Raw genomic sequence first — 12,132 nt, forward strand, 5'->3', positions numbered from 1 at the left:
GCATCCGCTTATTTTTTTTCTGATGTTTCGGTGGATTTTTCAGCTTCCTGTGTACGGAACGAATATTCCAGTTTTTGCTTATTGTAGAAAGGAACCCGGCTGTAACGGTCCTGGTAGAAGAAGATCATACAGGACACTAACAGACGGCACTGGATCATTCCGCTTTTGGTGAAATCATCCCAGATCAGTTCATTCAGTTTGTTGATCTTGGTCTGTATGGTGTTGCGGTGTACGTTTAGGGCAAGCGCCGTTTCGTTGATACTGCAGCCATTTAATAAGTAGTAATACAGAACTTCAAGTAAATTGGTGTTGTGATCCCGGTCATAACTGTTTAACCGCAGAATGGCCGGATGCGTCAGATAGGTCAGGTCTTTGGAGTCATGAATTTCGCTGAAAGAAGCAGCTGCCAGGTCAATCAGGTAATAAATGGAGTAGCTGTTGTGGTAATAAATCCTTGTATTTTTTTCCAATCCCAGTTCTTTGCCAAAACGGGCGGTTGCCTGTGCCAGGATAATATTGGTGCGGTAGCGGTATTTGGTATAGAGGGAAAGCCCGACACAGGCATCGTATTTTTCGAGGAGCCAGTTGAATTTTGCATTTTGCAAGTCCAGCGTCGGTGTTTTTTCCGTGTTTGGACAGAACATGACAAAATCATTTCCGTAAGAACCCACGATGTAATTGGGGAACAGCTGGGTCAGCTCCGACAGGAAAAAAACGTGGGTCATGGCAGAAGCAGAGTCCGGCATGAGGATGTAAGCAAACGTGGTAAAGAGGGATGGAACCAGAGCGAGTGCAGTATAACGCTCATACGCGTCGGTCCAGTTCCGTACATTCTGACTCATGATATCGGAAATCAGCTGGGTGACAGCTTCTTCCCTGGGAGCATAAAAGGGAATGTCATGGTCTGCCATGCTGATGAGAATATGGGAAAGTGCTTCCTGGGCCAGCCACTGGATATCGATGTCGGAAAACGGTTCTTTCTTCAGGAAAACCAGATAAAAGGTACGCCCGTGAAATGCCTGCTCGCGGATACAGATGTGACGATGGTATTCTTCTATGAAAAAAGAAACAGTCAGACGCTGCAGCTGGTTTGCATCCGGAAATGTCAGATTGGCGAGAAGTTCCTCATCTTCTCCGCCGGAGGACAGCAGCATTTTCTTTTTTTCGTCGTAAAGGGCACATTCCGAGGCTGTCATGGAAGCAAGCATGTGAAAGTATGTTTTGATGCCCTGATAGTCACGCAGTGTTTGGGAAAGCAGTTTCTGTGTGGATTCATAATTCTGGTAAATGCGGACAATGCGGGTACAGAGCGCCGGGTAAGACAGGTCACACACAATATAGTTGCAGGTATAAGGAATGTCAGATGGAAGTTCTTCTTCACGGGCCGCAATGAAAAAGCAGATCTTGGGAGGAAGTTCCTGGCGGATTGCATTGGAAAACGTTTCTGCATCACAAAAAATAAAACAGCAAGGTTCTAAAGGAAGCGAGAGTTCTGCATCCAGAAACAGCAGTTTGTTTGTAGGGAAGAGAAAACTGGTTGTAGGGCAGCTGGTAACGGATCACGTGGCTCTCTAAACGTGAAATGATATGATGAAATGTAGCCATAATAATAACCTCCTGATGCAGAAAGTATATCAAAAAATGTCAGTCCAAACAAGAATAGAAGCAACCGGTTTGTGAAGAATGCATGAAAAAGAACTGAAAATTGTGCATCGTGAATAGTGGAATGAAATAAAAAACGAAAATTCTTGTTGTGTGAAAAAAATCTCATTATACTGTAGTCAGATTCAATAAAAGACAGGAGGAAACAAAGGAAAAAATGAAGAAATTGTACAAAGACCAAGTTCTTGGACTGATTATGATTGCATTTTCTCTTTTGGCTGGTTATATGACCAGCAAGATCGGTGTCAGTATCCTGGAGGGTGATCCGGGACCGAAGGTATTCCCGGCAGCAGCCAGTGTGTTGATCGGGCTGTGCGGAATTGTTCTCTTTGTGGCACCGGAAAAGAAAGAGGGAAAACCATTCTTATCCAAGGTTGAATGGAAACGTCTTCTGACTCTGTATGGGCTGTACCTGCTGTACTGGGGGATGCTGTGGCTGGTTGGTTACCGGGTTGCAATTCCGGTCATTCTCTTTATCATCAGCTTTCTGTTTTCAAAGGGAACCAATACCAAGATCGGCAAGATCCTTATTTATACGATCGCCGTATCCGCAGCGATCATGTTTATCTATGTTGTACTGATGGAGACCCGTCTTCCAGAGGGCATCCTGTTTGAAAAATTTTTCTGATTGGAGGAATAAAAAATGGCTGAAGCAATTATGAATACGCTGCAGACCCTTGCTACACCGACCGGTCTCCTTTATATGATCGGCGGTTCTCTGATCGGCGTAATCCTGGGAGCAATTCCTGGTCTTGGCGGAGGTACCATCACCATTCTGCTGCTTCCAATGACGTATCGTATGGATCCGACCCTGGCACTTGCTTTATTCATGGCAATCTATGTAGGAAGTACATCGGGTGGATGTATCGGTTCCATCCTATTAGGAATTCCTGGAACGAACTCATCCATCGTTACCTGTTGGGACGGTTATCCGTTAACCCGAAAGGGCGATCCGGTAAGACCGCTGAGTGCGGCAGTCGTATCGAACTTTATCGGTACCGTACCATCCCTGATCCTGGCTGTAATCCTTTGTCCGTATCTGGCACAGTGGGCAGTGAAGCTTGGCCCGTGGGAGTATTTCGCACTGTGCTACTGTGCAATCGCCATGGTCATCGGTCTTTCGAAAGGAAATGTCGTAAAGGGTCTGATTGCCTGCGGCATGGGAATTCTGGCAGCGTGTGTTGGTTCTGCACCGCTTTGCGGAACTCTTCGTTTCACTTTTGACAGCATGTACTTAATCAGTGGTTTAAATATTGTCAACCTGATGATGGGTATGTTCGCAGGCAGAACCATCCTGATGGAGTACACGAAAGGCTCCAAAGCTTCTGAGTCAGCAAATGTAAAGGTTCGTGGATTTAAGCTGCATATCAAAGATTATACCCAGAACATCGGAAATATGCTCCGCTCTTTTATCATGGGCGCATTCATCGGTTTCCTTCCAGGTCTTGGTGCAAATACCTCTACCGTGCTTGCTTATGCGAATGAAAAGAACATCGCAGAGAAAAAACACAAACAGGGCAAGATCAAAGACGAAGACTGGGTACCGTATGGCGAGGGCAACATCGGCGGTGTTATCGCTCCGGAGACTGCGAACAATGCAGGCATCGGTGGTGCGATGATCCCAATGATCGCACTTGGTATTCCTGGCAACGGTGTTATGACCATTTTCATGACTGCCATGACCGTACACGGAATCAACGCAGGTCCGCTTCTGTTAAAGACAAATCCGGAAGTTGTTTACATGCTTTATACCGCAGCAATCATTGCAGCGATCATTATCCTGGTATTTGAAGTTGTCGGCATGCCGATTTTCCCGGCAATGTTAAAATGCCCGTACCATTTCCTGTATCCGGCGATCATCATCATCTGCATCCTGGGTTCCTACATTTCCGGCGGTAACCTGTTCAGCGTTGGTGTAGCACTGGCAACTTGTGCACTTGGTATTTTCTTCGCTTATTTCCAGATTCCGCAGATGCCGTTTATCCTGGCATTTATCCTTTGCGGTCTGCTTGAGAAGAACTTCAGAAGCGGCATGAACATGGCAACGAACGGATTGCTGTCCTTCTTTACCAAGCCGTTCTCCTGCATCTTCATCATTCTGGGAACTGTTGTTTTATTCAGTAACATCTTTATGCCGACCATCCAGAAAAAACTGGAGGAGAAAAAGGCAGCAAAACAGGCTGCATAAAGCCTGGTTGGATCACGTTAAAAATGTATTGCATTTATATCATGAAAGGAAGGGTTTACATTATGAAAAAAAGAAGTCTTGTACTGGCAGCTGCACTGATGGCAGCCGTAACACTGGCAGGATGCGGAGGTTCTTCTGCAAAGGAGACCACGGCAGCAGAAGCAAAAACAGAGGCAGCAGCTGAGACCAAAGCCGAGGAAAAGGCAGAAGATACAAAAGCAGATGCCGGCGAGAGCAAAGCAGAAGCAGGAACCATTGATACCAGCAATGTAGACTGGCCGACCGGAACCATCGATATCATTGTTCCAGGCAGCGCAGGCGGCAACTCCGATCTGTCAGCCCGTGTTATGGTAGAAGCGTGGGAGAAGAAATATCCGAAGGCAAAATTTAATGTTGTAGATGAAAATACCGGAAGTGGTACCCTGGCTATGGAGAAGACCAGAACTGCAAAGAATGACGGAAGTACGATCATCTTTACCGGTTCCGGATCTAACATCATGTATCATCAGAAAAAATATCAGTACAGTGTTTTGGATCCAGATCAGTTTACCATTATTGCTCCGGCAGCAGGCGGAAATGGCATGGGTTCCATCCTTCTGACCCAGCCGGACAAACCGTACAGTACCCTGGATGAGTTTGTTGAGTACTGCAAGGCACATCCGGGCGAAGTATCTGTCGGCACCAGTACTGGTACGACCCAGGAAATCAAAGTAAAACTTCTGATGGAACATTATGGTCTGGATGTCAAATACGTTGTAGTAAGTGGCAATGATACCGTTACTTCCCTTCTTGCGGGCAACCTGGATGTTGGCTTACAGAACTCTAATCAGGCTTCTGGCTATATCGAAAATGGTGACCTGAAGGGTCTTGTAAACAATACCATGATGAGCAAAGATGAAGTTGCAAAAGATTTCCCGGCACTGGCAGATGTAGATACCTATGAGACTTTAGGTCTTGATGAAATCGCATTTACCGCTCCGATGTACATTGTAGGTCCTGGCAAGATGGATCCGGCTCTGGTTCAGAAGATCAACGAAGAGGTTTGCGCAGTAGCAGATGATCCGGAAAGCGTTGAGAGATGGGCAAGCATGAAGAGCCTGCTGAAACCATGCAGCGTGGAAGATATCCAGAAGCAGGTTGAAGATATGGATGCAGATATTGCAAATGTTCTTGGCAATTAAGACTGAAAAATTAAAAATTGCAGCATGTAGGTGTTATAGTTCTATAACACCTATTGCTGTATCAGGAAAGAGATGAGGCTACAGGTATGAAAATGAGAGTAAAACCCCGTATTAATTACGTAGAAGGTCGTGAGATGTTTGACCGGCCGGACGGGATCATCGACTGTGCAGGGGAGATTGACGGCTTTATGAGAAGCTGGAAAGAATATGTTCCGTCCAGTTACGATGGGAGTAAGACAGTTCCACTGGTTGTGACGCTCCATGGCGGAAGCAGTACACCAGGAAAGAATAATCATCGTGCAGATCTGACCACGGCCTGGGCTTCTGTAGCTGAGCGGGAAGGCTTCATTGTTTTATATCCCCAGTCCCTGACTCCGGAGTGGGCATGGTCTGCGTGGGAGAACTTTTCTGACAAAAAACGGACTGCGGGACTGCCGGACGATATCCGTTATCTGAATCAGCTTCTGGAACTGATCTTAAAGAAATACCAGATCGATACCACCAGAATGTATCTGCATGGTCAGTCCTTCGGTGATGTGATGGGCACATTCTATCTGCTGAATAATCCGGAACATCCTTATGCGGCAGCCGCAACCATGTCCGGACCGGTTGGCGCAGAGCGTTTGTTTGAAAAAGATGGTTCTTTCCGGTATGGCGAGGAGTGCGCGCTTCCAGTTGTAAGAACCCATGGATCGGAAGATCTTGCAATTCCGATGGGCAATTACCAGCATATGAACGATGCGGTTCCGACGTTTGATCTGATGCGTCATATGAAAGAACAGGGCAGAAGTAAAGATGAGATTATTCATGCAAAGCTGGTATTCCATCAGATTCCGCTGCTGGAAAACTGGAAACACTGCAACGGCTGCACGGGCGAAATGCAGATCAGTGTACGTGGGCGTTACAATGCGATCACGTATCCTGGAAAACAGGATTTCCATTTCTATATGGTAGAAGGCGGCGGACATGGACCATCTATGGATATGGCAGATTTTATCTGGACGAATTTTTTGAGCGGCTACAGCCGTGTAGACGGCAAGATTGTAAAGGGTGAGCCGAAACAGGCATTTGTTCCGGATGAAGGTGCTGTGATCCTGGCAGATGGAGCCGGGAAAGCAATCGTTAACAACCAGACCGTGGAACTTAACGGAAAAGTGCGGGAAATTGAGGGCAGCTTTTATGTGCAGCCGGAATGCATCCCGCAGCTGTTTCCAGAACTTTCCGTGGAAGCCGGAGAGAATGAGGCAGTCATCCGTCTGTGCGAGAAAGAAATGCAGGTATCTGCATGCAACCGCACGTTTGTATGGTGTGACCATTTAAAACATGGGGAGAGAACGCTGACCGATGGTGATATCCTGCTGATCCCGGCAGCGCAGATCGCAGAGTATTTCTACGGATGCAAGGCAAAATGCAGGGACGGAGTATGTTATCTGTCAAAAGCCGATGGAGTCCTTACCTATGATTTTGCATATCTGATGCGTCAGATGCTCGGAACAGAGCCGGTTCTGACCCCGGAAGAAATGCGTGAAAAAGCAGATGAAATTTTGGCAAACGTGCCGCAGCCAGGAATGAAGGAGGAATAAGGTATGACCGAACGTGTAGAACGGGTAAAACAGAGAATCCGCAGCGTGAAGCAGTATCCAATCTGTGTGGAGAAAGCCCAGATCATTAAGGACAGCTTCGAGAAGAATGATGGCTATCCGCAGATCATCCGCCGTGCCCAGGCAGTGGCAGATTATCTGGACAAGAAGACCATTTTTATCCAGGACGATGAACTGATCATCGGTAACGTGGCAAGCAAGCCGATGGGCATGGAGCTTGGTTCCCAGGGACCGGGCTGGCCGGATGACGATCTGGACGATCTGTTAGCTGGTGGTCAGATTACCATCACCGACGAGGAAAGAAAAATCTTAAGAAGCCTGGATGATTATTTCCTGGATAAGGGAAGAACCCAGGATGAGTGGCAGGGCAGCTACTATAACGATGAGCGCCTGTGGCCGTTTATCAAGGCTGGTTTCTTATGCCCACCGTGGCAGAAAAAGAACCAGGGCCGTGGACAGGGCGCAGCCGGTGTGGGCTGGGGACTTGGCATGGGACCGACCAGCTTAAACTGCCCGGATTATGAGAAAGTAATCGCAACCGGTTACCAGGCAATTGTGGATGAAGCCAAAGAACGTCTTTTAAACCTGCGTTATTACAGCGATGAAGCAGTAGAGCAGGCAGACTTCTACAAAGCCTGCATCATCGGTTTCCCGGCCATGATCCGTCTGGCAAACCGCTATGCGGACCTGGCAGAAGAGATGGCAGCAAAAGAACCAGATGAAAAACGAAAAGCCGAGCTGTTGGAGATTGCTGAGACCTGCCGCCAGGTCCCGGCAAAACCGGCACGCACCCTGCGTGAAGCAGTACAGGCTTTCTACTTCTACTGGATCCTGATCGGTTCCGGTACTACTCCGGGCGGCCGCTTTGACCAGTATATGTATCCGTACTATAAAGCAGATCTCGAAGCTGGAAGAATTACCCGCGACGAGGCACTGGAATTATTCGAACTGCTCCGCTTAAAGATCATGGAAATGAACTTTGTGGGCGGCGGCAAAGGCCAGCGCGAAAAATGGGCAGGTATGGCAAGATGGCATAACTTCGTGATTGGCGGCTGCGATACCGAAGGAAACGATGCAACCAACGATGTAACCTACCTTCTGCTGGAAGCTGCAAAGGAAACCAAGACCCCGCACAATACCCTGACCATCCGTGTCAGCAAAAATACACCGAAAGAACTGCTCATCAAAGGTCTGGAGGTTGTCCGGACCGGAATCGGTATGCCGGCATTCATTTCCGAGGACAGCTACATCAACTTTGTGGTAAAAGAAGGCATCGACATTCATGAGGCACGGAAATTTGCAATCGCAGGCTGCATGGACTTAATGCTTCCGGGCGCATCCAGAAACCAGGCATTCGGTATGATGCTTGTTCCGATGATCCTGGAGTTGGCGATCAACAATGGTGTCAATCCGAGAACCGGCTACCAGATCGGACCGAAGACCGGCGAATTCAAAGACTTCAAGACCTATGAGGAGTTTTATGAAGCATTCAAGACCCAGTTAAAGACCGTCATTGGCATGGTTGTAGAAGAGCACAACATCCTGATCATGGCACAGCGTCGTCTGTATCCGGACGTATTCCACAGTGCATTCCTGGTAGACGGCATGAAAGTTGCAAAAGATGGTCTGAGCCGTGTGATGCCGTTTGAGAATGGCTGCGCGATCAATGTAGTTGGTATGGCAAACACCATCGACTCCCTTGCATCCATCAAGAAGAATGTATTCGATGACAAGACCATGAGTGCAGAGACCATGTATGAGGCTTTAAAGGCGGACTGGGAAGGCTATGAGAAAGAGCATAAGGCATGTCTGGATGCCCCGAAATACGGAAACAACATCGATTATGTCGATCAGATCGGTGCCGGACTCTGGCATGATCTCGGTCAGATCGTAAGAACCTTTACTTCTGCATTTGGCGGCAAGCCGGTACTTCCGACTGCAATCTCCATCACCGCACATGCACCGGGCGGCGCACTGACCGGAGCAACCCCGGATGGCCGTAAGGCAGGAGAAACCTTCGCAGATGCATCCATCAGCCCGGAACAGGGCAAGGATGTATCCGGTCCGCTGGCAGTTTTACAGAGTGCCATGAAGATTCCGCAGGGCGAATTTATGGCAACCCTGATGAACATGAAGTTCTCCCCGAACACCTTGAAGACCGAAAGCGATCTGGAGAAACTTGCCGTGATGATCCAGACCTACTTAACCAACGGCGGCAAGCAGATCCAGTTCAACGTCGTAGACAAAAAGACTCTGGAAGCAGCCAAAGTCGAGAAAGAAAAGTATCGTGACCTGGTTGTCCGCGTTGCCGGATACAGTGCTTACTATGTGACACTGACTGAGCGCGTGCAGGATGAGCTGATCAAGCGTACTGAGCAGGAACTGTAATCATTTTATTAAAATAGAGACATCTGGGATCGCCATTGGCGGTTCCGGATGTTTTTTTTGTTTTGGAAAAATGAAAAAAGTGTGCATTATGAACAGAGAAAAAAACTGTATATGGAAATCGGTTGTGCAGGATAGTGAATATTGGTAAGCTAAAGACAGAAAAATTAGGAGGATTACCTGAGAAAGGATCAGGCAGAGCAAAAGGAGGAAAAACAATGCTGACAGTGAAAGATTTTCCAGAAGACCGGCAGGTATATTTTAAAAATCCGAATAAACAGGATTTGTACCGGATGCCGTATCATGGTTTATATCATAATACTATGAAAGAATTCCCGGAGCGGGAATATCTCGTTTATATCCCGGAGAGTGCGTACCTCAGCACCCCGGCAGTGCTTCTGATTCCAGATGAGCAGGACAGCAAGCTTGGCTTTGTGGAAAACAGCGGCTGGGCTCAGGCAGCAGACGAGAACGGCATGCTGCTGTTTGTGACAGATCCGGATGTAACGGAAGAAGAATGCTGCAAGATGATCGATGAGATGCGTCTGCGGGAATGCTTTACTGCCAATAAGAACTATCTGTATCTGGCTGGTTATGGCACCGGTGCTGCCCGTGCCCAGCGTCTGGCGATGAAGAATCCAAGTGCGTTTGGCGGACTGGTGCTGGCAGGAGCCTGCGATGTGCCGGAGGAAGAACTGAAGGCAATGAATGAAGTGCCGTCCGAAGTTCCGTTCTGCCCGCTCAGCCAGGTTTCTATGCCGTTATGGCTTTTGACAGAAAAACTGACAGAGAACCAGCGTGCTGTTCTGGAGTACTGGAAGAACGCAAATAAAGTTCAGCCGGAGCCGTATGTATCCCAGGGAAGCACCTGGTATCTGCCGTCAGAATATACAGAGCATTCTCTGATCGAGGAATTGGTAGGCGGCAAAGTCCGTGTCAAGGAAGGCGTTTCATTCAATCCATATCCAAGTGTTTCTCCAGACAAAATCTGGAAAGAGCAGTTCTCCAGATATTTTCGTTCCACCGGTATCGGAAACTTTAACTTGAAAGTATGGAGAACCGAGGAAGAAGCCGGAGTGGAGTTTAAGACCATCGAAGTAGATGGATACCGCAGAGAGTGGTATCAGTATATTCCGTCCAAAATGCGTCAGAATCCGGATTATAAGGCTCCGCTTGTAGTTTCCTGTCATGGAGGAAGCAACCTTCACAAGATGTTCTTCCCGGCTACCGACTGGATCAAGGTTGCAGAGGCGAGAGGTTTTATGGTGGTATTCCCGGCTGCAGCACTCCGACATTTCCCGAAAACAAACTGGCTTCCGCATGCTGCCTGGAATGCAAGTGCGAATGACGAACAGCTGAACGATGAGAAATTTATCCGCGAGATGGTAAATTACCTGACGGAGCATTATTCCATTGACAAGGGAAGAATCTATGCAACCGGACATTCGATGGGGTCTGCCATGGGCCAGAGACTGCTCCTTGCAATGCCGGATATTTTTGCTGCAGCTGGTCTGACCAGCGGCGTGCTGCGCGGCGGTTTCTTTGGCAATTACGAGACACCTGGTATTGTGGAAGACCATCAGCGTCCAATCTGGATTTTAATGGGAGAAAAAGATATCGGCGGCGGCACCCCGGAAAATAACCCGGATGTTGCAAAGTATATCGAATACTGGACTAAGCGCGATAAGACAGCCGCTCCGGAACATCCGAAGACCTACCAGACCGGTGCCTATGCGACCAGAGTATACTGCAACAAAGATGGCGTGCCGATGGTGCATTTCAGTACGGTAGAAAATAAACCGCATTCCTGCACTGCACAGGATTCCTGGTTCTTATACGATGAATTTTTCTCAAAATTCCATCTGGATGAGCAGGGAAGAAGTGTTTATATGAATTCGGATGCAGCAGAGTAAAGCACAGGAAGGGAGAATATTATGAAAACATCAAAACTGACAGGCAGAACATTCTGCTTTCAGCCGGAAGAACTGGCAATTGCAGATGGAAGAGATCTGGTGCTGATTGGGGAACGTCAGTATCGTTTAAAAACAGCAGTCAGAAAACAGGATAATGGCTGGCTGCTTCCGCTTGACGATGTCCTCCGTCTGCTTGCGCCGGATATTGAGGCGCAGGTGCAGGACGGAAACGTTGCGATTACTTATGAGGGCAGAGCATATCAGGTGCCTGCTGAAACCGATGAAGCTGGAAATGAGCTGATTGATCTGAAGTATTTCTTATGTGATCTTGCAGGACTTCCGTTTGCTGTGTTAAAGGATGAATTTATGGTCATTTCCCTGAACGGAAAGCAGCCGGAGTATACGCCGAGAAAAGTGCGCTTCCTGGACTGGAAGCTGCAGGAAAAGCATGTCGGGGAGCTGTTTAAGACCGTATGGATCCCGGAAGCAAACCGGTTGAATTCGTATCGTCTGTATGTGCCGTCTGACTGGGAAAACTTAAAACGAAAGAAAATGCTGATTTTCCTGCACGGTGCGGGCGGCAATGAAGACAACTGCTTTGAGCGCAGCGAGGGCAAAATGCAGTATCTTGCAGAGAAACACGGTTATCTTGTATTTGCGCCAAATTCTTATGTGCATCGCAGCAACTTTGGCGGAAGTGTTCCGCCGTCCGGGCAGTTTAAAAAGCCAGGATTTGTGGATGCAGAAGGAAAGCCGCAGTATTACAGTGAAGCCGATTTAAAAGAAAACCGGAAAGCACAGGAATGGCTGGTGCAGCTCTTAGATCAGGTGATGGAGGAGTATCAGGTCGATCCGGATGCAGTCATGCTGATGGGAAATTCCATGGGTGGCATCGGCACCTTCTATCTGGGCGGCGAAATGCCGGAGCGCTTCCAGGGGCTGATCCCGTGCGGGGCAATCCCGGAGCCGAAGCTGGTTGACTGGAAAAAGTATGGAGAGAAAGAGATTCTTTATATTGCAGGAACCGAAGACCACAATGGATACGAACTGATGGTAAAAGACAGCAATTATATTGCTGCGCAGGGCGTACATATCCGCAGACTGACTGTGGGAGGCGGAGTTCATTCCTATGCGTGGGCAGCAGAACTGGAGGAAGTATTCCGTTTCAGCGACAGTCTGTGTGAAAAATAAAAGAGAATAGC

Annotated in this window: 9 protein-coding genes; 7 read left to right on the forward strand and 2 right to left on the reverse strand. The window is 48.0% G+C overall.

The window, feature by feature from the left end; genetic code table 11:
• Window positions 1-8 precede the first annotated feature (8 nt).
• Entirely contained in the window at window positions 9-1,334 is a 1,326-nt protein-coding gene (locus tag DWZ40_RS06515; protein ID WP_118541911.1) for a helix-turn-helix domain-containing protein, read from the reverse strand.
• Window positions 1,335-1,449: 115 nt separating this feature from the next.
• Window positions 1,450-1,605, reverse strand: a complete 156-nt coding sequence (locus DWZ40_RS19410; RefSeq protein WP_182431639.1) for a hypothetical protein — start codon at window positions 1,603-1,605, stop codon at window positions 1,450-1,452.
• 214 nt (window positions 1,606-1,819) lie between these two features.
• Between DWZ40_RS19410 and DWZ40_RS06525 the strand changes: the two genes are divergently transcribed.
• The 7 genes from DWZ40_RS06525 (at window position 1,820) to DWZ40_RS06555 (ending at window position 12,121) form a co-directional block, all read left to right on the forward strand.
• Window positions 1,820-2,290, forward strand: coding sequence for a tripartite tricarboxylate transporter TctB family protein (locus DWZ40_RS06525; RefSeq protein ID WP_118541915.1), 471 nt, complete (start codon window positions 1,820-1,822; stop codon window positions 2,288-2,290).
• A gap of 15 nt (window positions 2,291-2,305) precedes the next feature.
• On the forward strand, window positions 2,306-3,850 hold the full coding sequence (locus DWZ40_RS06530) for a tripartite tricarboxylate transporter permease (RefSeq protein WP_118541917.1): 1,545 nt from the start codon (window positions 2,306-2,308) through the stop codon (window positions 3,848-3,850).
• A gap of 62 nt (window positions 3,851-3,912) precedes the next feature.
• A complete protein-coding gene (locus DWZ40_RS06535) occupies window positions 3,913-5,031 on the forward strand; it encodes a tripartite tricarboxylate transporter substrate-binding protein (RefSeq protein WP_182431640.1) in 1,119 nt (372 codons plus the stop codon).
• Between the two features lie 86 nt (window positions 5,032-5,117).
• Window positions 5,118-6,614: a PHB depolymerase family esterase gene (locus DWZ40_RS06540; protein ID WP_118541921.1), complete on the forward strand. Its 1,497-nt coding sequence runs from the start codon at window positions 5,118-5,120 to the stop codon at window positions 6,612-6,614.
• Window positions 6,615-6,617: 3 nt separating this feature from the next.
• The gene (locus tag DWZ40_RS06545; RefSeq protein WP_118541923.1) at window positions 6,618-9,020 is read left to right on the forward strand and encodes a pyruvate formate lyase family protein; all 2,403 of its coding nucleotides are present in this window, start codon (window positions 6,618-6,620) and stop codon (window positions 9,018-9,020) included.
• A gap of 215 nt (window positions 9,021-9,235) precedes the next feature.
• Entirely contained in the window at window positions 9,236-10,930 is a 1,695-nt protein-coding gene (locus DWZ40_RS06550; RefSeq protein ID WP_118541925.1) for a PHB depolymerase family esterase, read from the forward strand.
• A gap of 21 nt (window positions 10,931-10,951) precedes the next feature.
• Window positions 10,952-12,121, forward strand: a complete 1,170-nt coding sequence (locus DWZ40_RS06555; RefSeq protein WP_118541927.1) for an alpha/beta fold hydrolase — start codon at window positions 10,952-10,954, stop codon at window positions 12,119-12,121.
• Window positions 12,122-12,132: the final 11 nt, after the last annotated feature.

It is taken from the genome of Clostridium sp. AF32-12BH (assembly GCF_003477935.1).
Classification (GTDB): domain Bacteria; phylum Bacillota; class Clostridia; order Lachnospirales; family Lachnospiraceae; genus Brotaphodocola.

Excerpts from the sequence above, each read along its gene's own strand:
- DWZ40_RS06530 (WP_118541917.1), top strand. The coding sequence starts at position 2,306 with ATGGCTGAAGCAATTATGAATACGCTGCAGACCCTTGCTACACCGACC.
- DWZ40_RS19410 (WP_182431639.1), bottom strand. The coding sequence starts at position 1,605 with ATGGCTACATTTCATCATATCATTTCACGTTTAGAGAGCCACGTGATC.
- DWZ40_RS06525 (WP_118541915.1), top strand. The coding sequence starts at position 1,820 with ATGAAGAAATTGTACAAAGACCAAGTTCTTGGACTGATTATGATTGCA.
- DWZ40_RS06540 (WP_118541921.1), top strand. The coding sequence starts at position 5,118 with ATGAAAATGAGAGTAAAACCCCGTATTAATTACGTAGAAGGTCGTGAG.
- DWZ40_RS06550 (WP_118541925.1), top strand. The coding sequence starts at position 9,236 with ATGCTGACAGTGAAAGATTTTCCAGAAGACCGGCAGGTATATTTTAAA.
- DWZ40_RS06535 (WP_182431640.1), top strand. The coding sequence starts at position 3,913 with ATGAAAAAAAGAAGTCTTGTACTGGCAGCTGCACTGATGGCAGCCGTA.
- DWZ40_RS06545 (WP_118541923.1), top strand. The coding sequence starts at position 6,618 with ATGACCGAACGTGTAGAACGGGTAAAACAGAGAATCCGCAGCGTGAAG.
- DWZ40_RS06555 (WP_118541927.1), top strand. The coding sequence starts at position 10,952 with ATGAAAACATCAAAACTGACAGGCAGAACATTCTGCTTTCAGCCGGAA.